13 protein-coding genes, 4 pseudogenes and 1 other annotated feature are annotated in these 22310 nt (G+C 38.9%); of the genes and pseudogenes, 8 read left to right on the forward strand and 9 right to left on the reverse strand.

All coding sequences use genetic code 11. From position 1 onward, the window contains the following. Positions 1-50: 50 nt before the first annotated feature. Positions 51-218, reverse strand: a pseudogene (locus tag BSO02S_RS27840) (leucine-rich repeat domain-containing protein); the annotation flags it as partial. Between the two features lie 57 nt (positions 219-275). After that, positions 276-651, reverse strand: a pseudogene (locus BSO02S_RS27845) (IS5/IS1182 family transposase); the annotation flags it as partial. 518 nt (positions 652-1169) lie between these two features. Here BSO02S_RS27845 and BSO02S_RS04470 point away from each other — a divergent pair. Further along, entirely contained in the window at positions 1170-3386 is a 2217-nt protein-coding gene (locus tag BSO02S_RS04470) for a glycerophosphodiester phosphodiesterase family protein (RefSeq protein ID WP_066063136.1), read from the forward strand. 803 nt (positions 3387-4189) lie between these two features. Here the strand turns inward: BSO02S_RS04470 and BSO02S_RS04475 are convergent. Together BSO02S_RS04475 and BSO02S_RS04480 are read right to left on the reverse strand one after the other, a co-directional pair. Beyond that, positions 4190-7813, reverse strand: a complete 3624-nt coding sequence (locus BSO02S_RS04475) for a bifunctional 2',3'-cyclic-nucleotide 2'-phosphodiesterase/3'-nucleotidase (RefSeq protein ID WP_066063139.1) — start codon at positions 7811-7813, stop codon at positions 4190-4192. 258 nt (positions 7814-8071) lie between these two features. Continuing rightward, positions 8072-9013, reverse strand: a complete 942-nt coding sequence (locus tag BSO02S_RS04480) for a patatin-like phospholipase family protein (RefSeq protein WP_066063142.1) — start codon at positions 9011-9013, stop codon at positions 8072-8074. Between the two features lie 1005 nt (positions 9014-10018). Here BSO02S_RS04480 and BSO02S_RS28215 point away from each other — a divergent pair. The 3 genes from BSO02S_RS28215 to BSO02S_RS28225 are packed head-to-tail and all read left to right on the forward strand — an operon-like array spanning position 10019 to position 11412. Further along, positions 10019-10573, forward strand: a complete 555-nt coding sequence (locus BSO02S_RS28215; protein ID WP_066063146.1) for a sigma 54-interacting transcriptional regulator — start codon at positions 10019-10021, stop codon at positions 10571-10573. Next, the gene (locus tag BSO02S_RS28220) at positions 10566-10808 is read left to right on the forward strand and encodes a sigma 54-interacting transcriptional regulator (protein WP_066063150.1); all 243 of its coding nucleotides are present in this window, start codon (positions 10566-10568) and stop codon (positions 10806-10808) included. The genes BSO02S_RS28215 and BSO02S_RS28220 overlap by 8 nt, the downstream gene beginning before the upstream one ends. Then, a complete protein-coding gene (locus BSO02S_RS28225) occupies positions 10777-11412 on the forward strand; it encodes an AAA-type ATPase lid domain-containing protein (protein ID WP_066063152.1) in 636 nt (211 codons plus the stop codon). The genes BSO02S_RS28220 and BSO02S_RS28225 overlap by 32 nt, the downstream gene beginning before the upstream one ends. A 184-nt stretch (positions 11413-11596) precedes the next feature. On the opposite strand, the pseudogene BSO02S_RS26120 reads toward BSO02S_RS28225, so the two are convergent. Continuing rightward, positions 11597-11860, reverse strand: a pseudogene (locus BSO02S_RS26120) (alanine dehydrogenase); the annotation flags it as partial. A gap of 8 nt (positions 11861-11868) precedes the next feature. Here BSO02S_RS26120 and BSO02S_RS04500 point away from each other — a divergent pair. The 4 genes and pseudogenes from BSO02S_RS04500 to BSO02S_RS04515 form a co-directional block, all read left to right on the forward strand. Further along, positions 11869-12099: pseudogene (locus BSO02S_RS04500) on the forward strand (TetR/AcrR family transcriptional regulator); the annotation flags it as partial. A gap of 256 nt (positions 12100-12355) precedes the next feature. Continuing rightward, entirely contained in the window at positions 12356-13465 is a 1110-nt protein-coding gene (locus tag BSO02S_RS04505; protein WP_244906727.1) for a GerAB/ArcD/ProY family transporter, read from the forward strand. After that, a complete protein-coding gene (locus BSO02S_RS04510) occupies positions 13458-14963 on the forward strand; it encodes a spore germination protein (RefSeq protein ID WP_066063155.1) in 1506 nt (501 codons plus the stop codon). The genes BSO02S_RS04505 and BSO02S_RS04510 overlap by 8 nt, the downstream gene beginning before the upstream one ends. Continuing rightward, complete coding sequence (locus BSO02S_RS04515) at positions 14963-16129, forward strand: Ger(x)C family spore germination protein (protein ID WP_066063158.1); 1167 nt, start codon at positions 14963-14965, stop codon at positions 16127-16129. Before BSO02S_RS04510 ends, BSO02S_RS04515 begins: the two co-directional genes overlap by 1 nt. 374 nt (positions 16130-16503) lie before the next feature. On the opposite strand, the gene BSO02S_RS04520 is transcribed toward BSO02S_RS04515, so the two are convergent. The 4 genes from BSO02S_RS04520 to BSO02S_RS04535 all read right to left on the reverse strand — a co-directional run bounded on the left by BSO02S_RS04520 (position 16504) and on the right by BSO02S_RS04535 (position 21799). Beyond that, positions 16504-17952: a glycosyltransferase family 4 protein gene (locus tag BSO02S_RS04520; RefSeq protein ID WP_066063162.1), complete on the reverse strand. Its 1449-nt coding sequence runs from the start codon at positions 17950-17952 to the stop codon at positions 16504-16506. A 6-nt stretch (positions 17953-17958) separates the two neighbouring features. Next, the gene (locus BSO02S_RS04525) at positions 17959-19047 is read right to left on the reverse strand and encodes a CotS family spore coat protein (protein WP_066063165.1); all 1089 of its coding nucleotides are present in this window, start codon (positions 19045-19047) and stop codon (positions 17959-17961) included. 680 nt (positions 19048-19727) lie between these two features. After that, entirely contained in the window at positions 19728-20045 is a 318-nt protein-coding gene (locus BSO02S_RS04530; RefSeq protein WP_066063168.1) for a 4a-hydroxytetrahydrobiopterin dehydratase, read from the reverse strand. Beyond that, entirely contained in the window at positions 20039-21799 is a 1761-nt protein-coding gene (locus BSO02S_RS04535; RefSeq protein ID WP_066063171.1) for an aromatic amino acid hydroxylase, read from the reverse strand. Before BSO02S_RS04535 ends, BSO02S_RS04530 begins: the two co-directional genes overlap by 7 nt. A gap of 119 nt (positions 21800-21918) precedes the next feature. Further along, positions 21919-22150: a binding site (T-box leader), on the reverse strand. Positions 22151-22310: the final 160 nt, after the last annotated feature.

Here is a 22310-nt window from a genome sequence, read left to right on the forward strand (position 1 = left end):
TTTAGTATTGTCATTTTTCAATCCTTGAAAAAATTTATTTTTATGGGAGTTTAATAAGGGAGATTTGAACTTATTTCGTATTTCTTTTGAAACGCTTTAAACTGTTCTTCATACTTTTGTAGCTTATCAATATCTTTAGATGAATTTAAGTATGGCTTTCGCTTTCCAATTACCATAATATCCTTTCCATCTATCGGGTCATCCAGTTTAATGAATGGTTAAGACAATTTTATGGAAGTCATTAGCTGATGCCATGGATTCGGTTTCAGCAAGCAGTAGGAACCATTCGCTGTTCTAACGGAAGTAATAATACGGTTCGTCTGTCTCATGACAAATTCTGTTTTGTAGCCAAAAAAATCCTGTGTTTTACTTTTGCGTCCGACTCTTGCATCTTCATCTATAATTGAGCGTATTCCTTTTTGATTAATAAACTTAGGGTCATCTAATATTTCTTTTGCTTTTTGAATGGTTTCACCCGTTCTTTGTTTTTTAACGGATGTCTTCTCCTCTACATGATCAATGACTGTTTCTAAATAGTTTTTCATAACTTCTTTGGCTTCGTGATGATCCGAAATTTCCTGATAGTCCGGTACCGTAGGTACCCCTTTCCAAAGATTGTCCTGTTTCATCTTCAAACGTTTGAATAATTTGTCATCAATAATCATTCCAGATTTTTTTGTATCTGCTAACATTTCTTTTGTGAAACTGCCATCTGTTTCCATCCATCCGTTATCAATCATAATCTTTGCACCACTTTCAATAAATACACAAATATCTTTTAATGACTTGATGTACATCATTACAAGATCGTGTCTCCCATTTACAGCCAGCGAATTTCCTAAGATAATGGGTTCAGCCCCCCCCCTCCGCCCCATTAACTCTTTAATTTGCGTGGGGGACTGACCCCAATGTCTCCTTTTTTCAAAGAAAACAGAGGGGTGGGTGGTTTTCTTACTTCTAAAATCTCCCAAAAGCAAAAGAACCGTCCTTCGCTTCATTGTGAGTAGGCAATTTATCACGCAAATACTCCTATCAGCCTATTAATTTATAATAATAATTTACTATTTTTTCTGTTTTTACCAAATATTAATATTCTATTAAATCTATCTTTACAATTCTCCTATAACTTTATTTGTGACAGACACAAACCATATAGGAGATGATTGAAAATGAAAAAAAGTTTGATTGCTGGTCTTGCTTGTCTATCTCTTACTGTAACTTCTGCTGTTCCTTGGGCCGTTTTAGCTGCCCCGGAAAAGGGGATAATTACTGACAATGGACAATCTAGCTTACGTCCAATTACGTCTGATGTTGCAGTCATTGCCCATCGCGGTGCATCTGCATACGGCCCGGAGCATACTCTGACAGCCTATAAGCAGGCAATGCAAATGAAAGCAGATTATGTGGAATTCGATCTACAAATGACGAAGGATGGCCACTTGATTGCCTTGCACGATGAAACGCTTGAAAGAACGACAAATGCAATGGAACTATATCCAGATCGGGCACCATGGCGTGTGAAAGATTTTACACTGGATGAAATTAAACGTCTCGATGCAGGTTCATGGTTTAATGCAAAATTTCCGAACCTGGCGAAAAAAGAATATGTCGGACAGCCCGTACCAACACTAGAGGAAGCGATTAAATTTGTTAAACAAAAAGGAAATGGAAAAGTTGGCCTTTATATGGAAACAAAAGCACCCAATGTCTACCCTGGAATGGAAGAAAAATTGATTGATATCCTGAAAAAAACGAATGTGTTGAATGACAAGCATCTTATTCTCGAATCATTCAGTGAGGAAAGCCTTCGCAAATTGAAAACCATGGCGCCAAACGTAAAGCTGATTCAACTTTACACGGCCGCTATGCTGAAAGGGAAGGTTGTCTATCAGGAATTCAAGCGCATCTCTGACTACGCAGCCGGAGTAGGCCCTAGTAAAGAACTTGTTGTCCCAACATTTATGGATGCCGCACATCAGAATCAACTTCTTGTCCATCCATGGACGGTCAATTCACAGGACGATTTGGCAGCACTTCTTTCACTTGGTGTTGATGGAGAATTCACGAATAACCCTGACCTGTTAGCGGATTTACTGAATAAGCCGTTTATTTCACATGGTGTAGCGAGCGGGGATGTAACCGATTCTTCAGCCGTACTATGGGCACGTGCAAACGGACCTGCCAATATTCAATTTGAGGTTTCTTCGGACCCCAGCTTTAAACACCGTGCCATCGTCAAAACCAGTCATGCAGATGCATTGCATGATTTTACAGTAAACGTACCTGTCAACGGATTAAAGCCTGATACTACCTATTATTATCGCGCACATACTGTTTCAAGCAAATATACCGTGAACGGTTCATTCAAAACAGCACCAGAACAAAACAGTCTAAAACCAATGACAATGGTTTGGGGCGGAGATACTGGCGGTCAGGGAGAGATTCCACCATATAAAACTTTTCAGGCAATGTCAGCCTTAAATCCGGACTTCTTCCTGTTCAGCGGAGATACCATTTATGCTGATAATAAGACACCGGCTGTACCTAATCCTCCATCCGAAACTGTACAGGATTTTTGGGCGAAATATAAGGAGAACCGAACAGATCCGGGATTACGCAGTCTTTTACAAAAAACTGCTACCTTTTCTATCTGGGATGACCATGAAGTAACCAATGACTTTTCAGGCCCATCTGAATCGTTAACTCCGACCGGTTTACGTGCATTCAAAGATTATTGGCCAATTTCGGGGGAACGCAGTTCAGCGGACAAGCTTTACAACAAATATTCTTGGGGTAATACCGTTGATATGATGATACTTAACAACCGCGGTTACCGTGATTCGAACACCAAAGCGGATGGTCCGGATAAAACAATGCTCGGCGAAGAACAGTTGAAATGGCTTGAGCAGCAGCTTCTCGAGTCAGATGCTAAGGTTAAACTTGTAGCTACTTCTGTCCCAATCTCTGTTCCAACCGGAAAAGCAAATGCCAGGGATGGATGGGCAAATGGAAATCAAGTTAACCCAAATGATCCGACCGGGTATGAGAACGAGTTCAAAAAAATCTCTGATTTTATCGTGGAAAAAGGAATTAAGAACGTATTTTTCGTCACGACCGATGTCCATTTTGCCCAAGTCATCAAATATGATGCCAATCAAGACGGCAAAACCGATTATCATGAGCTGATCAGCGGTCCGATTGGGGCAGTAAAAATAAATCCTGGTACATTGGATCCCACCTTTGGCCCAGAGAGCATGTATGCGGAAGGTGATTTTTTCAACTTCGGTGTGTTCCAGGTAGATCCGGCAAATAAGCAAGCTACAGTGGAAATCCGGGATGAGAATGGAAAAATCCATTTCAGCCATGCTTTCCAACTTGAAGAGTAGGAGTTCCCTTGTTTTATAAAACATTATAGGGTGTCAGGCACCATGTGAAAAATTTACATGGTGCTGTTATTGTTTTACCTATAAACACATAACGTCATTTTGAATAATTTACTCTCAAAATGGTGGATTTACTCGTCAGTTTGTTCTATTAACTCGTCATATTCCCCATTTTACTCGCCAGCCCTTCCATTCTCCCTTTAAGAATCGGAAAAGTCAGGCTTTCTGCCTGACTCCACCGTCCCTCCACTATTTTCTTTTGTTCCAAAATGGAAGGTAGAGTATGAAAAAGCTCAGAACCAATAGTACTTGTTGTATCTAACTATGCAACAAAACCAACAAAGCAGTGAGATATACTCAAGAATCCTCTAAAAAAATATAACAAGGATAAATATTAGTGAAATACAAATAATATTACCATTATTATACTTTTTAGGATGTATGGCTATAAAGAAGTCAGATTCGATTACCGTATTTCAATTAATCCTATTATCTATGACTGCGATTGGCTTAAAGAATCATGTCATTATTATTTCACCTTTGATACAAACCGCAGGAAGAGATTCTTGGTTAAGTGTGATTGTTTCACTTTTTTTGTACTTCTCTGGGTTCCTCTTTTATTGTTTATTAATTGCGTGAGGGACTGACCCCAATGTCCCGAAGAAGATATCACACTGCACGCAAATGAAACATCACATGTGTTAATCGTTGAGATGGAAAAACAATAAAAAGCTTCAAAAATCCTCATTAATAAAAAACGGCTTGATTTAGGATTCTAAATCAAGCCGTTTTTTCATGTAATAAAGTTATTGTGCTATAGCTAATGGGACTAATTGTTTAATGCGTTCTTCTGCTTTATATTCGAATGGTTTCGGAAGTGTTTTGACAAAGTTTAATGTACCCTGTAAATCTTCAGGACCAACCTCTAAATCAGTTGCAAGATCATTAATACCGTATTTAGCATTTCCATACATATAGTTGTTTACAACAACAGTGTATTCTTTATTCTTATCAATCCTCTGGCCATCTGACAAGAAGATATCTACGACTTTGCCTGTATTTCCATCCCATGTGTATTTAAAACCAGCCACATGAAAGTCGAGATTATATGATTTGGTTCCGTTTGTTGCAGTAATCTCTGAAATTTGGTTATTTAACACCATTTTCAAATCTGCACCGCTAAGCTTCACTTTATTTAACACATTACCGAAAGGCTGAATGGAGAAAAGGTCTCCGAACGTGACAGTACCTGCATTAAGATTGGCCCGGACACCGCCGCCATTCATTAAGGCAAAATCAGCATTCATTTCGGCTTTCATACCATCTGCAATCAAGTTGCCTAGTGCAAAATCACCTGTTGCCGCGCTAGGGTATCCTTTATCTAAAGTGGTTTTAGACTCCCCAACTTCTTGGGCTTTTATCGGTGCGATTTTATCTTCATACTTCTTCATGATCGCTGTTACTTCTGGATCTGGCGTGTAATCTTTTTGGAGTACCGTTACAATCTCTGCTTGCTTATCAACAATGTCCCCAGTTACTGGGTCAAGCGTTACATCCACATCAGAAAAAGCGGAGCCGTAAGAGTATGCCTGAACAATCAACTTGTTATCTACTACTTTATTCACACCAACATGGTTGTGAGCAGCGAAAATGACATCTACCTCATCATCTACTTGCTCAGCAATTTTTGAAGCATCAAATGTAGCACTGTCACCTGTCTGTGTGGTTGGGTTATGGGCAAGAACCACAATCGCTTCAATGCCTTGATTCTTTAATTCAGCCGTGTATTTGTTGATGGCTTCTGCTTCATCGGTAATTTGCAGATTTTCATTCCCTTTAGACACGATCATGCTTGGCGTTTCTTGCGTTACGACACCGATGAATCCCATTTTCTTGCCGCCGATTTCTTTAATAGCATACGGTTCCGTAATTAATTTACCTGTTGATTTATCAAAAACATTTGCTGCTACAACAGGGAAGTCCATTCCCTTATAACCAGGATTTCCTTTTGGATGGTCGCCGCCATGAATCATCCGCTGCAATTCATCCATTCCTTCATCAAATTCATGGTTACCAAGTGTCCCAACATCAAACTTCATGGCATTCATGACTTCTACAGTCGGTTCATCCTGGAAAAGAGCGGAAATAAGCGGGCTTCCGCCGATCATATCCCCTGCATGAACTAAAAGTGTGTTCGGGTTTGTTGCTTTCCGTTGTTTCATCGCGGCCGCTGTGTACTTCATATTACCGGCCAATTCCGTTCCAACCTTCGTATCCGTATCAAGCTGGCCATGTAAATCGTTTAAGCCTAGTAATTGGACTTTTATTGGACTTAAATTTAACTTAAAGATTCCAAAGCCTTGATCATCTGTTTGATTTGTATAAGTGATATTGCTGTCTTGCTTAATATAAGCTTCTGCTTTTGGAGATGTCGTAAATGTAACATTTACATCGCCTTCAATTGGGGCAATCGACCAATTGTTATCAGCAGTAGGAACGATCTCTTTTGTCTCCGAAATATAGTCCATTAAAATTTGACGGTTTTCATCAGCGGAGTCAACCACTAGGTCGCTGCCTTTAACACCTGGGAAGTTCCCACCGCCGCCGGCACGGTAGTTGTTGGTCACAACAATAAAGTCCTGATTAAGATCGACTGGTTGACCTTTGTAAGTAAGATTGATGACACGGCTTGAATCTGGATTGATCAATTTTCCAGTTGAATCGTATTTTGCAGGTTTCGTCACATCGATTTGATAGTTCACGCCGTCAATAACATCAAAGTTAAAGACAGGGAAGGCTGGATTTAACAGTGCTTGTTCTTCCGTTTTTGCCGGATCAATTTGATTGAACTTGCCTGCCGTCATTTCAATCCATTCCTTCACGACTGAACCTTTCACCTTAATGGCTTTTAACGTGTTGTCATACAGATATAAATCACCCGCACTGCGGATCGTTAAATCACCTTTTTTAATATCGGTATATTCGTCTACTCCATTGCGGCCAGCCTTGAAAGGCGCACCAACCGAAAGAATCGGTAAATCTTTAAACTCCGGTTTACTTTGGGCAATGTATTTTTCAACGTACCATTTTTGGGCATTCGTTACGACTTGAATTGATGGATCATCCTGAACTAATGAAAAATAACTGTGAATATCGTCCGTTGTTTTACCAATTGGGGTATTCACATAGTTGATCGTGGCATCATGATCAGCTTGTAAAAGCTTTGAAATGGTTTTATCAGGTTCTACCGTGCTCACTGTTTTTGTCTGACCAGTAACAGAATCTTTAACGTCCTTATAGGTCTCACGGGTAGACGATTGAGAGTTCACTACGGACCATTTCCCTGTTTCCTTTTTAATCTGCAAATCAATTAGGCCTAAAGAGCCGCCGCCATAGCCTGCTTGTACAGCTGGCACACCATTTATCGTTCCTTTGGCATTATCCACTCCTGGTAATGGCTTTTTATCTGCGCCTAAAAATAATCCATCAAGAGCTGCCTCCGATTTAGCAGGGAACAGCTTATGTGTATGCGAAAATGTGATCGCGTCAATTCCAGGGACTTCACTTAAAGAATAGGTTACATCTTCCGTGTTGGCCTTATCACCGCTGAAACCGGAATGAGTCATTGCAATGATTAAATCTGCTCCCTTTTGTCTCATCTCAGGGATGAATTTCTTTGCGGTTTCCTCAATATCTTTGGCGATCACCTTACCTTCAAGGTGGGCTTGATCCCACTCGGTAATTTGCGGAGGGGCGAATCCAATATAACCAATTTTAATATTATGCTTCTTCCCGCTCTCATCGATGACATTTTTCTTAACAATTCGGTAGGGTGTGAATTTATTTTTATCATTATTTGGATTATCATCATGGTCATCAATATACACGTTAGCATTTATCACCGGGAAGTTTGCATCATCATAGGTTTCATCTAGGAAATCTAGTCCATAATTGAATTCGTGGTTCCCAAGTGTAGCCATATCGTAACCCATTTGGTTCATCGCCTTAATGGCAGGATGGTCTTCTCCCTTTTTCAATGGGTCTATTTTCGCCTTATATGTGCCAAGCGGAGTGCCTTGGATTAAGTCCCCGTTGTCTACTAAAACACTATTCTTTACTTCTTTTCGAGCTTGTTTTACTAGAGTAGCTGTTTTCGCTAGCCCAACCTTCTCATATGGAGCATCCTTATAATAATCATAGGGTAGTAGGTTTGTATGGATATCTGTCGTTTCCATGAGTCGTAAGTTTACAAGGTCTTTCAAAGCTTTGTCTTGTTTATCAGAACGAACGTTTTCCGCGCCAGGGTTATTATTTTGCTTTTGATTGCCTGCTGCGTTTGCTTGCGATGAAAAGAGTGGTGCTGACAGTAGCGTTAACGCAAGTGAGGTCGATAGTATACGCTTTGGACCAAGGCTGTTTCTTTTTCTCATTCCTGATTCACCTTTCTATGGTAGCAGTTTTTGTTTAGTTTAGGACAGGTCTATCTGTTAGTACTCTACCAAAACTGTATGTTAATCAGGTAACAGCCTTGTTAAAAAAGAGTAAAGTATATGAATAGATTGTAAACCTCGTTTACGGTTTTTCCAACCTCATTGATGGAACAGGCTTCCTGGCGGCAATACGTGGCTCAAGGTCATGTAATCGGACTTTATCTAAACATTAAAAACAAGATGAGCCATTGTAGCGGCTCATCTTGTTTCATTCTTGCACCTCTTATTCTTTACTCGTTGCATTCGTTTTTCTTTATATTGTCCAAAATCCCAATTCGACAAAAATTCTTTTGCAGAAGTATAGCCTGATTTATAGAGAAAATCAGTTTCATCCTCGTTTAGTACAAAATCAGTTGCGTTAATGTGGCCAGTCGGAATTTGAATCGTGCGTTCAATCGTTTCTTCGTTCATATATCGTAAATCATGGGCTTGAAGCATCGTTTTAAATATATTTTTGAAAAGGTGGATTGGCGTGGGTATAACCGCATCTATATTCACTTCCTCTTTCACAAAATGGAAGCCAAAGGTTGGAAAACGAGGGTTGTCTGTATCAAATATCCATATTGGAAAATTGCTAAGTAGTCCGCCATCTAAAATATAGGATTTGTTGTGGTCCTTTGATTTCCAAATAACCGGACGGAAGAAAAATGGTAAAGAGGCACTCATCATAACGGCAGTTGAAACTTTCAAATCAGCAGGGGTCATCCCATAGCGTTCCAAATCATCTGGCAAAATTAGCATTTGGCCATTCGAAACATCAGAAGCAATAATCTTCAGCTTTCCATCTGGAAGATCTGCAAATGTCTTAATGCCTTTTTCTGAAAGAAGTGAATCCATCCATGTTTCCAAAAAATCGTTTTTATAAATTCCAAGATGAATCATAAGTTCTAAAAGGATTCCGAAAATGGGTATTCGATTCAGAATCGTCCTGCCTCGAAGCTTTGAGAAATTGATATTGCTCATCCGGTCTCTAATTTCATAGCTTTTATAGCCACTTGCCAAAAGAGCAGCTATTACGGCTCCCGCTGATGTTCCAGCCAGTCTTTGCCATTCTACTTTTTCCTCTTCCATGGCTTGAACCGCTCCAATAAAGGCAATTCCCCTGACCCCGCCACCTTCAAAAACAGCATCTGCCTTCAATAATATCCACCTCTCGCTAAGATTTTTCACTTTTTAAACTGCTAATATCGTTCAATAAAAATTATTTGCAAATAAATAACCCAGACCTTAAAGTGCAAGGGTTTTTGTTGATTTTAAAAAATATCCTTACACACATATTCAATGAAAGAGGCGTGAAACCCTTGTTGCAACTGTATATTTTTGAAGCAAAGACTCCACAGGGACTCCACAGGGACGGTTCGGGACCAGTGATAAAGTCCTTTTTATGTGGAATAGATACAAACTGACTACTATATATAGATAATCAGTATTTTGTTTTTACTATATACGGATAAAAAACAGGTTATTCTCTTAAAGTAATTACTTTATCAGCAGTCTCGGACGGTTCTCATGGCTTTTGATGAAGTTATTATCATCCACAGCAACCGTCCCCTTGGTCCCCTGGTAAAGAAAGCAACAATCTATGCGAAAACAGCGTTTTAAAAAAAGATCCTAATCCATGATTAGAGTCCTAGTATGCTATTTATCTATGGAAATTTTAATCGAAATTGGTTAAACATCCATCTGAACATTTAAGGCAGAGTAAGATCCGACCTTATCAATTCTTCCCCAAAACCTTCTGTTTTATCTGTTTTTCTAAAAGTAAATCGGAACCCAGTTCCTTTCTTCTCATCCTCCATATCAAACCAAAGGGCCTCCGCTGTTGTTGCCTCATTATCTATTAAATCTTCAGGTAGCACCTTTTTTAATACTTGCGCTCCAAAAGGAACAGAGTTTTTATAAAAATATTGATATCGCTATATCTCCCGGTGAGCCCAATCTTTGTCCTCCGTCCATTAAAAGGGTTATCGACATTGGCGTTCGCTTGTTTGATATGGCAACTATATTAAAAGTAGTCGAATATTTCTGTTTGGGCGAAAAAGTCTCGTCATTAATTTCAGAAATGTATTCGTAACATTATTGATTTACAACGGAAACTATCAATTGCGGAACAAAATGCAAAACAGTTGAACCAACATATTCAAAATGTTGGACACTCGCGATGACGGCATTTTAGCCATTAATCAACACCAGAAGGTCACCGTTTTTAACCGTTGCTTAAAGGCTCTATTTCATTTTCCTGTAATCGATGCCATTAATAAACCATTAGATGAGGTCATCGTTCAACAGGAAATTATCGATTTTATCCTTAGTAGTAATGAAGAAAGTAAATTTTTTACAATATACGGTGTCGATCTTGTTATTCTCCGTCATCATATGGAAACAGAAAATACGATCGTAGCGACATTTAAAAGCATTAATCAGGCGTTTGAAGTCGAAAAAATGGCACAGCGGGAACTAAGAAACAAGGGATTTTACGCAAATTATGATTTTGATGATATTGTTGGTGAACACCCTTTACTCAATGAAAGTAAACAAATTGCCAAAAAACTTGCTCTTTCACAGCATCCTAGTTTAATTCAAGGGGAAACGGGTACGGGTAAAGAATTATTCGCACATTCTATCCATCTTCATTCAATGAGAAAAAACGGACCCCTTTATCGCGATAAACTACAGTGCTTTAACGGAAAATTTGCTTGAAAGTGAATTATTCGGGTACGAGGAGGGGACTTTTACAGGAGCACAAAAAGGTGGAAAAAAAGGATTATTTGAATTAGTTGATAATGGAACGATATTTTTAGATGAAATTGGCGATATTAGTTTAACCGTCCAATCCCATTTATTAAGGGTTCTTCAGGAAAAGGAATTGCGCCGAATCGGCGGGAGAAAAGTAATTCCGATAAATGTATGTCCGGGTCATCGCGGCAACGAATAAAAATATTCAACTGAAATCACAAGAAGGCACGTTTCGGTCTGATTTGTTTTACCGTTTGAATGTTCTTACCCTTTCTCTTCCGCCACTTCGAGCACGAATAGCGGACATCCCTTTATTAGTAAAACACTTTATTACCAAAAGCGGGAAATGGGTAAAAGTTGGACAAGACCTGCCAGAACAGCTTCAAAAACAGGAATGGTTAGGCAATGTTCGTGAATTAAAAAGTACCATTGACTATATGCTCACGATCTGTGACGGGAACAAAATCGAATGGAAGGACATTCCGCAGGACCGCTTTCAAAAAAGCAGCCTATCTAATGAACAAGACTATCCAATACCTGCGAGTTTATTAGAAATAGATGAATATCTATTTATGTTAGAGGCCATCAAGGACTGTAATGATAATGGCAAGCCCACCAGTCGTCAATTTATTTCAATGGCTAGCAGGGAAAATGGTCATTATCTCTCCCCACAACAAGTTCGACGCCGATTTGATACCCTCGAAATCCATGGTTTCATCACAAAAGGTCGGGGGAGAACCGGCACAAAAATTACCTCTCCCCGTGCGGAGTATTTACAGATACTTAAATTACATGCACATTAATTTTCGCTTTTTGTGAAAAGACCTGTGACCAAAACTCATTTTTCATAAAAAAGAAGCAAACTCGTTCTCTTGCTTCAAAATGGATTATAGAACACTGTAAAGAGCTCAGAGTGCCAATTGTGGTCGATAAAACCTCCGAGCGGGCACTGTGTGATTGCATTATTATTTTTTAAATATGTCTTTATTAAACCACCAATTCTTTTTCTAAAGCATTTTCGACTCTTACATAGTCGTAACCAAGGTCTTTAGCAACTGCTTCAAACGTAATTTCACCATTTGCTGCGTTTACTCCCAGTTTTAATGCTTCGTTTTCAGCGATTGCTTTATATACACCTTTGTTTGCCATCTGTAATGCATATGGTAGGGTAACGTTTGTTAGCGTTAGCGCAATGGTAGAGGTTCTTGGAACCGCACCAGGCATGTTGGCTACGGCGTAATGAACGACGCCTCCATTATAAATGGAAAGCGATTCGGGAAAAATTTATTCAGCGAATTTCAATGGACGTTGCCAATGCACAACAAAATGGATTGGCCAGAGCAGAATTAAATCATGAGATTGTTGCACGAGGCTGGTTTTTTACGAATGAAATGTACCTATGGGAAATTATCCGCAACGAACACCACGGTTCTGTTACAGAGATTGCAAAAACAATCACAGCAGTCTATGTCACTGGACTGTACTTATAATATATAAGTTGGACTATGTTGGGAACAAAAGGAAGCCTCTTCTACAATGATTTGTCGATGTATAATAGATTAAAGGGCCATAGACAATTATTTGTCTATGGCCCTTTGTTTTGGATATTTCAATGAGTAAGCAAGTCTTGATTTAAACAAATCCAAAATGACGTAAGAAAAAGTACACTAATCAAGAATCCTCTAAAAAAGTATAACAAGAATAAATAATAGTGAAATACAAATAATATTACCATTATTATACTTTTTGGGAGGTATAGCTATAAAGAAGTCAGATTCGATTACCGTATTTCAATTAATCCTATTATCTATGACTGCGATTGGCTTAAAGAATCATGTCATTATTATTTCACCTTTGATACAAACCGCAGGAAGAGATTCTTGGTTAAGTGTGATTGTTTCACTTTTTTTTGTACTTCTCTGGGTTCCTCTTCTAATTTTTATTCATAAAAAAACAAAGCAGCAGCACTTGAATAAATGGATGCAAAAATATACTGGAAAATGGCTAGGAAATTTTATTTTTTTCATTGTTATCCTGTATCTTACCATTATTGCCGGAGTGACATTAAGGGAGACAATTACTTGGGTCAATATTACTTTCCTACCGAGGACCCCCTTTTTTTTGTTGGCAGCTTGTTTTGCTTTGGTTTGTTGGATGCTTGCAGGAACGTGTCTGCGTACCTTGAGTATCGTTAATGTTTTTCTTTTATTCTTTATTGTCCTTCTCGGCTTTTTTGTGTCGTTTACCAATATTCAATACAAAAATTTTTCACTTCTTATGCCCTTTCTCGAACATGGGTTTCGCCCTGTTTTAAAAGGGACGGTATACCAATGTTCAGGGATGGTGGAATTAATATTCTTTCTGTTCCTTCAACACAAAACTGAAACACCTATTCGGGTTGGCCATTTAATAATAGCTTCAATCTTCTTAACATTATTAACAGTTGGCCCACTGATGGGAGCTGTGATTGAATTTGGACCCGTTGAAGCATCAAAACAGCGATTTCCTCCATACGAGGAATGGGGACTGGCCTCTCTGGGGAATTTTATTGAACACGTCGACTTTTTATCCATCTACCAATGGCTATCAGGTGCATTTATCCGAATTTCATTACTTTTACTGCTAATAAGGGAGTACCTTCCATTTAAACAAAAACGAAAATGGTTTCTGTTAATTATTTTAGCTGCAATTATCGCTATATCATTACTGCCGATCAGTGATTTTCAATTCTTGCGAATGTTATCTGCGTTTATTTTACCATTTACACTTTGGTTCTTCTTAGGCCTATCAGTTTTCCTCGGTCTATTGGCAGCGATCTTTGAAAGAAAAGTATGGAGGCCGAACAAAGATGTTTAAGAAAAAGACTCAGAATACAACTAAAACTCCTAATGAGAAGGAAATTTCAACAGCATCAAAGTATCTAAACGAACAAACTCTTCGGGAGTTATTCAAAAAAAACGAAGATGTTAAATTTGAACCTTTTAAATTCAATCAGCACAAGGTGATGATGATTTACTGTAAAGGGTTAGTTAGAAACGATATGCTTTATCAAACGGTTCCCGATCGTCTTGAAGCTTTTTTTTCGCCATTACATGCGGAACCTAGCATGGAAAAGATTCTCGATTTTCTTCACCTCCCTTCTCTTAAATTACTAGAAAATGAAGATGAAGCAGTTTCAGAGATTTTTTCCGGAAAAATGCTGTTGGACTTCGATATACCGGGAAGCATTTTTCTAGTTGACATTTCGGAACGGCCGCAGCGAAACCCGGAAGAAACAAAAACAGAAGTGAGTCTCTTAGGTCCACGAGACAATTTTATTGAAGACATTTCAATCAACACCGCATTAATTCGAAAACGACTTAGAACCACCTCGCTTGCAAGTAAATCGCTGGAAATTGGCAGGCGAACCAGAACAAAGGTATCTGTACTATATATAGACGATATTACTGATAAAGAAATTTTACAAAAAATCATAGAAAAGTTGTCTGCTATTGATATCGATGGGCTCTTTAGCGGTACACAATTAGAAGAATTAATAGATAAAAACCCATTCGGTTTGTTTCCACGTCATGCCTATACGGGACGACCAGACTTTGCCGTTCAATCACTCCTAAATGGCAGAATCATTATTTTAATCGATGGGATTGCTTATGCTTATATAACACCAGTAAACCTGTTCTTTCTGTTAAAGAGCAGCGAGGATAAGGAGCAGAACTATGCATTTACCTCCTTTGAGCGATTGATGCGGGTTGTCGGAATTCTAATAGCAACTTTCCTTCCGGGTTTCTGGGTTGCCCTCTCTGCTTTCCATCAGAATCAGCTTCCGCTTACGCTTTTAGCAACCATTGTAGAATCGAGAAGAGGAGTTCCTCTACCCACTGCTCTCGAAGCCTTATTGATGCTGCTTATATTTGAATTATTTAGGGAAGCTGGACTGCGCTTGCCAACAGCAGTCGGACAAACACTCAGTGTAATAGGCGGTCTTATTATCGGAGATGCGGCAATTAGAGCAGGTTTAACAAATCCTGCCATGCTTGTTGTCATTTCAGGCTCAACTATTGCTACCTTTACACTAGTAAACCAGTGGTTAATTGGAACAGTTTCTATAATCCGGTTTTTTGTCATCTTTTGTGTTTCTATTTTTGGTTTTTTTGGTTTTTTTATCTCAATCTTTATTATTCTTATTTACATTGCTAAAATTCGGATTTTTGGGGTTCCTTATTTAGGCTTAGCCACCCGTCTTGATATGATGAATATCTTAAAATCTGTTTTTCGTTTACCCGATTCCAAAAAAGTCAGTAGAGCAAACTCTCTAAACCCTAATGACCCTACCCGAAAAGAAGGGGAATCCTAATGAGGAGAAAACTGATAAAACACTTGTTTCTTACATTGATCGTGCTGGCTGTTATCCCAATAGCAGGCTGCTGGGATACAAATGAATCTGAGCGAATGGTATATGCTCAAGGGTTGGGAGTGGATTTTAAGGATGGTCATTATACCATTTATTTACAAATAATAAATTTACGATTGATGGCAAAATCTGAGTCCAGCGGAGGCGGAGGACCTCAAGTAAACGTTGAAGTCGGCCATGCCTCGGCAAAAACGTTTGATAAAGCAATTTTCAACCTCTATAAAAGTTCCCAAAGACGGATTTTCTGGGGCCATCTTTCCTATGTTGTTTTCTCAGAAAATGCGCTAAAGCATGTGGGGGTCAAAGCACCGATTGATATGTTGGATCGCTATCGGGAGACACGCTATCGTATTTTTATGTACGCAACAAAGGAACCACTTTCAAAAGTATTCGTTACTACTCCCATTCTTGATATGTCTACTGCCCTCTCAAGGCTAAGTGATCCTAAAGCCACATTCCATCAAAGTTCGTTTATTCGTCCGATCGATATGAGAGAACTGCTTATCGCGCTGGACGAGCCTGGACACGAGGCTAGTATCCCTTTCATAAGCATTTCCAAAAAAAACTGGGTAACAGATAGAGGAGGACATGAAGCAATTAAAACAGAGGGGATTGCTGTTACAACAAAAGATGCTCTTAAGGGAAAAATAACAAACGATCACTCCTTAGGTTTTAGATGGATGAATAAAGATTTTGTTCGAGACGTGCTACAGGTAAGAAGTAAAGAAGGACCATTGGTTGATCTAGTAATTGAAAAGTCAAAAGTAAAGGTACATCCAGTCGTAAAAAATTCGGACATTCATTTTAATGTGCAAATCAAAGCAAAAGCTGTAATGCTTGTCCTAGTGAAAAAAGTCAATCTTGCTAGTTTAGCATCAGATTCAGAAAAGGAAATAAAAAAACAAATTATGGAAACGTATTCAAAAGGACTTAACTTCGACGCAGATGTGTATCGACTATCAGAGGTTCTTTACAGAAAAAACGTAAATGCCTGGAAACAAGCAGAACATAATGGAAAAATTCCGTTAACGAAAGATTCCATTAAGCTAGATATAAAAGTGAAATTGGTTCATGGAGCTAAACAACGAGAAGAGCCTACCTTAGAATAACTCTGCCAATAGTTATTGATACATTATACACATTCCTTTAGTGAGGGGCTGTCCAAAAAGTCAGGTAACTGACCTTTGGTAGCCATTTTGTCAATGTGGATAACGTTTCAGTAATAAAAATTTATTTAAAATAGGAGATGAAAAAATAACAGAATTTTTCTATTCCCCCAAATATCAAACCGTACTTATATTGATGGTAATGTGGAGTAAATCATCCGATTACTCGCTCATCCGCCGTTATCTAACCCGAACCGGGACCACGATCAGCCATATGCCAATCAAATTATTGGGGACTAAGGGAATCTACCATCTATAAGTAATAGGGACGAGGAGCCTGTCCCCCGTCCCTGTTCATTATACTATTCGTTTTACTTTTACTTGTCTTTCTGGTCTTTCTTATATTTCTTCTTGTCTTTATTATCATTCTTCTTGTCTTTCTTATTGTACTCCTTGTCTTTCTTATCGTTCTTCTTGTTTTTCTTATCGTTCTTCTTATCTTTCTTATTGTTCTTTTCTTGCCTAAAAAATTCGCTTTCGAGCTCCACTTTCTGATCAAGTGTCTGATTTTGGAAGATATTCGTATACCCTAGATCATTTTGCTGGGCATTTTTAGGCTCTAAATCATTTTGTGGGTTATTTATAAATTCTGGATCATTTTGTTGGATATTCGTAAGCGGCGCTTCTATCGATTGTTGCCAAACTTCTAAAATCTCGTTTGCTACCCGATTCCATTCATATTTCGCAACTGCCAGTTCTCTTCCTCTAATCCCCATTATTTTCATCAGAGATTTATCCGACAAAATGGTTGCAATTTTTTCAGCAAAGCAACTCGGATTTTCCGGATTTTCTACAATCAGTCCATTCTCATTTTGGATAATTACTTCCGGGTTTCCTCCCCTTGCAGTTGTAACTATCGGAAGTCCTGCTGCCATTGCTTCATAATGAACGCGGGCCAGCGGTTCTTGCCAAAGGGATGTACACACAAATAAATCCGCAGCTCCAAACCAATTTTGAATTTCACCTGGAGAAACGAATCCCGTTGCCACAACCGGTATTGATTGTTTTTTTGCCAATGCTTTAATGTATGCGACATAATCCGTTACTTCATCTTGACTAAACCATTTACTTCCTACAACTACTAAAGCTAAATCTTTAAATTTTGTAGAAAGCTGGGGTAATGCTCGAATTAACCTATCTACCCCTTTGTTTACCGAAAGTCTTCCGGCAAATAATAGAACGGTTTTATTCTCTAAACCGTGTTGTTTTCGAATGGAATTTCGAATTTCGCGCATTTCTGGATGGTTTCCAGGTAGGAAACGCTCGGTATCTACACCTGAATAAATGGTGCGAATATTAGGGACAGAATCGGGATAAAGAGTACGGATGACATTTCCTATATAATCACTTACAGTTACAATATTGGAAACTTCCTTCAAGGCAGCCGTTGCTTCTGTTGGATCAATTTTTTCGATATTGAACATATCATTGTGCATGCTCAAGGTAATTTTTGCGTTTGGAGCTGCACCACGGATGGGCATGACAAGTCGGGGGCGATTAAAAATGTGGATAAGATCAAATGAATTGTTTTGAACAAATCGTACGACCGCTTCTCGATATATTTCCAATACTATCCCTGGAACACGGACATATTGAATGCCGTTGTTTATTTCTTTATCAGGGAGAGACGGATGACTAATCCCGATCACTGTAATATCATGAAATTTGCTTAAGATTGGGAGAGTTCCGGATATATACGTTTGTATGGCTCCTCCTAAAACAGGAGGCACAGGAAGTTTTTCTGTACAAATCATTAATATCTTCATATTTCCCTACTTCCTCCAATCATGTTGAATTTCATTTAACGCAGGCCATTTTGATTGATCCGTGTCGACGATCGTTTGAATTAATTGAGTGGTTGTTTCATTTAAAAATAGCTCCGGTTCATATACGACTTCTTTAATATTTTTATAAAATTCATTAGGAAGGGAGAAATCGATCATTAATAGTTCATAAAGTTCAGGTGTTAGTGGACTTGCCTCGTGGTAAGCCCTTATCATTTCTCGTATCCATGTCACATCCCAATTAAATAAATCGGACATCGTACCCGAAATTAGTTTCCTTAAATCACGAATTGGCAGGTCGTAGGCGACACCATCCAGATCAATAATCCACATACCGTTCGGTCCCATTTGGCCGTTAGACCAACCATAGTCCTGGTGTACGAGCCCCCAACTACTATTTCCTTTTTCCACCAACGACAAATAACTCGATTGCTTAAGGTCTGCTAGACTTTTTCTCGCTTGTTCTTGAAAACTATCAACCACATTTAATATTGATTGGCTTGCCGGCATTTCTTTATACGCTTTTGCAATGTTTCGGAACCAATCCATTTTCGTGATGACTTTTTCATAGCTTTTTGGCCATTTGGCCAATCTTGAAGCAACTTCCGCTTGACTTGGTGGAATATACCCCTTGCTTAACTGGTGGAATTCACCAAGCGCATAACAAAGCTGTTTTGCTCCTTCCAAATCTTTTGTTACCGGTGCCAATGGTTCAATCCACTCGGCAACAAACCATAATTTCCCGCCTGCCTCAATATACTCTTGTCCATTTTTTGTTTGGACGATTCCTGGAACTCTTGCTCCCTTAACTTCGACCAAGTATTTTTGAGCTCCAAGACTAAACATACTTCTAGTTGGTCTTCGATGTAACAGTTTTAAACTTTTTGGGCCTGCATTCGTTTCAAGTTTCCATATAGACCCACCTTTGTCGGGCTTCGTTGTCACCACCTGCATGCTCTTAACTTGAAAACTATAATGTTTCAAAACCTCAGCTGCCAGCATATTAATATAATCCGGAATAAAAAATTCATGCGTAAGCTCATCCACTTCCCATGGTACGATAACAATATTATCCAATATATCCCTCCTACATTTTTGAGCACTCAAAAAGGGTAAAACATTTCTAACTCGGAATGAAATGCTCTAGAAATCGTCCTATTCCGCTGAGTAATAATCAAATAGCCATACTTATTCATATGTAATTGTCCAAGTATGGTGAGAGGTTAGGTGCGGATTCTTTAGAAAAGCACACTTCCTTTGCACGGGGTATGGACTGGAGCGCTTCGAATAGGAATTGGAAAATAGATAAACGCAATCGCCCTTTATAGTACTAGGTCTTGATAATATCAATGATTACTATGGCACCAGTGTAAAAAGGGACAGACTAACGATTTTAAAGAAGTACGTGAATTTTCGTTTTGTAAAAGGGTCGATCGAAAATCGTGAATTATACGTAAAAAAAGCTTGGTTTCCAATCGAAAAATTTGTTAATGCTAGCAGCTTTTTTGCTTCGTCTACTCGATGCCGTTGATCGGTATACCAACTTCTTTTTTAAATAATTCGGACTTAAACGACACATTTCTGCAAGAATTAATTCCGTACTCCCTGAAATTCCGTTAATCAATTCAGGCAAGTAGAACTGTATTGAATCTTTTCATCCGGTCGTGACAGTCTCGGAAAATCAAAAAGAAGCAAGATAAACATCCTCTTGCTTCTTTAAGTCATCTGTACATAAAATCATTTTTTCGATATACTAATCACCTTATGGATGAAATAGTATGATTTACATGTTCATACGCTTTTTCGAATTCGACTGCTAAATCAATATCTAAAGCTGTTACACCTTTTGCAGCCCAGGAGCTGAGCGAGACAATAACAGCTTTATATTGAACGTTGATAAATGGATGATGTTTGTTTGCTTCAGCAATTTGGCCGATTTCTGAAACAAACTGTATTCCTTGCAGGTAATCTTTAAACATATATTTCCTTTCGATCCATTTATCGTTTTTTATCTTCCAGTTTTGAAGTTTTTTACCTTCCAATTGAAGTTCTAAAGGAGTCAATGCTGTTAACATCTTTGACTTTCCTTTTGAATCGGAAGTAACGATAATCCATTTTTGATAAGACGTTGAAGTTCTCTTGTTGTGCTGAGACGAAGCAATTCTTGATGGACCTGTTCTGTTTCCATTGTTTGCACACAATGCTCACAGAACAATTCCAGAATTTCCAAGCGAAGCAGCCATTCTTTTGGATAAGTGCTTCTCAACACTTGAAGAACGTTTTGAACAGTCACCATACTATTTTCATCCAGTGACTCTTTTTCACGGATTTCTCTGATTGTTTGGTACAGAATTTCTATTTCTGTTAACAGTCTTGGTTCTGTTGAAGCCATTTTAGGTATTTCTTCTACACCGAAGAATCCTTCTGCATCAGCAGCGCCTGGAAAGGCGGAAGTAACGGCTGATCCTACCGCCATGTCGAACGTTCCCCACTTTTCCTCAAATAACATTTGATCTCCTAATCTGACTTTGCAGCTTTCGAAGGAAATGAGATTTAGTTTGTTGTTGTTTCGGATTATAGTAGAGACCCTACCCGTTACTTGAATGCCGCTCTTAAAAGCCAAAGTCGATTTACGACCTTTTTCAATTCCTAAAGTCTGAAGGTCTTCCTCGGTACATTCTTCAAGAGAGATGTCCCCTTCTAATAAACCAATTGGAGTGCCAAAGCCGCTGTAATGAGTAGTTTTCGAATGTCCAGAAAGTTCCATATCATTAATAGCCAAAGCTGTAGGTCCTGCTGTTTTCACGTAAATAGCTTCTCCATCTGAATCTTTAAACAGCTTTTCGATCGTTCCTGTAATTTGTAATCCGGAGTTCAGGACAAATGTCGACGTACTACCTGATTGAAGCGCCTTATCTAAGCTCTCCGTTCCACCTTTCCGGAATGCCATTGAATTGGCAAACTCTTCGATAGCCTCTGTCAATTGATCAAAGCTCTCGCAAACAAATAATTGCGGCTGCATCGTGGTTACATCGTAGCTTGTCTGAATACAAGACTCAATAGAAAAAGGAAGTTTTACTACCTTATCAGACAGGCAATGCTTGCTTTCTCCTACAGAAGATAAGAGTCCGGCCCCGTATATTTGCGGGTTTTCCAACGTTCCTATTAAGCCGTACTCCACTGTCCACCAGAAAATCCGCGAGATTTGATCTGCTTCTGACATCCCTTTTACCGCTTTTTTCCTTTCGCTTAGCAATCGTTTTGCTTCTTCAATTTGTTGAGGTGTGGAATGGCGACCTTCCATGACAATCGAAAGATTTCTTACTGCTTCAAATACTTCATGTTTTGCTTTTGTCGCAAATGCCTTTGAACCAATTTCTCCAAATCGTTTGACGTATGAAGCATATTTAGAATCAAATAGGATAGGTGCATGACCTACGGATTCGTGGATAATATCCGGTGCCGGTGTATATTCGATGTTTTCTACTTTTCGAATAGCCACGGCAATTGGCAAAATACCATGCGCTTGAAAATCATAAAAGGCAACACCTGGAATTAATCCATCTACAATTGCAGCACCCCAGCCAATTTTTGAAAGATGCTCGTTCATGTCTGATACATTTGGAATAGCCTCTGTGTCAATCCCTGATCCACGGAGACCTTCCACATATGCCGGATGAGCCGTATCCTTTAGGGCATGATGATTTTGTCTCATCACATATCGCCATACCGCATGATCAATCGGTGTGTACTCTTCGTAGTGCTGCTCGGAGACAAATTGTCGCAAATGTGCTGGAATCTGTTTTGTGGATTTTGATAGTTCGTTCATACTAGATTACATCCTTTCTATCTTTTCAATGTTGTTGTGAATTCTTTTAACAAGGTAAACGAATTCTGCATTTCATCTTTGTTCCTCCTTCCATAAAAAAAATCCCTACTGGAAGAACCAGTAGGGACGAATAGACTTCGCGGTACCACCCTAGTTGTGAGCATATGCTCACCACTTCATTCTAATAACGACTATGATGCCGTCTTCCCCTTCATAAAGGCTGCTGCCTTTACTACGAAAAAGAAACTCCGGGAGTGTAATTCATGCTTACATTTGTACTGATTCACACCGACCATCAGCTCTCTGTAGACAAAATGCTAAGCACTACTGTATTCCCTTCTATGCTTGTATCCTATGAAATTTTTTATCAAAATAAAAAGTCCCTACTGGCAAAATTCCAGTAGGGACGAATAGATTTCGCGGTACCACCCTAGTTGCGAGCATATGCTCACCACTTCATTCTAATAACGACTTTGTTGCCGTCTTCCCCTTCATAAAGACTGATGCCTTT

This window comes from Neobacillus soli NBRC 102451 (assembly GCF_001591665.1).
GTDB lineage: Bacteria > Bacillota > Bacilli > Bacillales > Cytobacillaceae > Neobacillus > Neobacillus soli.

Coding starts and splice junctions, on each gene's coding strand:
- BSO02S_RS04470 (WP_066063136.1), top strand. CDS start 1,170: ATGAAAAAAAGTTTGATTGCTGGTCTTGCTTGTCTATCTCTTACTGTA.
- BSO02S_RS04510 (WP_066063155.1), top strand. CDS start 13,458: ATGTTTAAGAAAAAGACTCAGAATACAACTAAAACTCCTAATGAGAAG.
- BSO02S_RS04520 (WP_066063162.1), bottom strand. CDS start 17,952: ATGAAGATATTAATGATTTGTACAGAAAAACTTCCTGTGCCTCCTGTT.
- BSO02S_RS04535 (WP_066063171.1), bottom strand. CDS start 21,799: ATGAACGAACTATCAAAATCCACAAAACAGATTCCAGCACATTTGCGA.
- BSO02S_RS28225 (WP_066063152.1), top strand. CDS start 10,777: ATGTATGTCCGGGTCATCGCGGCAACGAATAAAAATATTCAACTGAAA.
- BSO02S_RS04530 (WP_066063168.1), bottom strand. CDS start 20,045: ATGTTAACAGCATTGACTCCTTTAGAACTTCAATTGGAAGGTAAAAAA.
- BSO02S_RS28215 (WP_066063146.1), top strand. CDS start 10,019: ATGTTGGACACTCGCGATGACGGCATTTTAGCCATTAATCAACACCAG.
- BSO02S_RS04515 (WP_066063158.1), top strand. CDS start 14,963: ATGAGGAGAAAACTGATAAAACACTTGTTTCTTACATTGATCGTGCTG.
- BSO02S_RS04475 (WP_066063139.1), bottom strand. CDS start 7,813: ATGAGAAAAAGAAACAGCCTTGGTCCAAAGCGTATACTATCGACCTCA.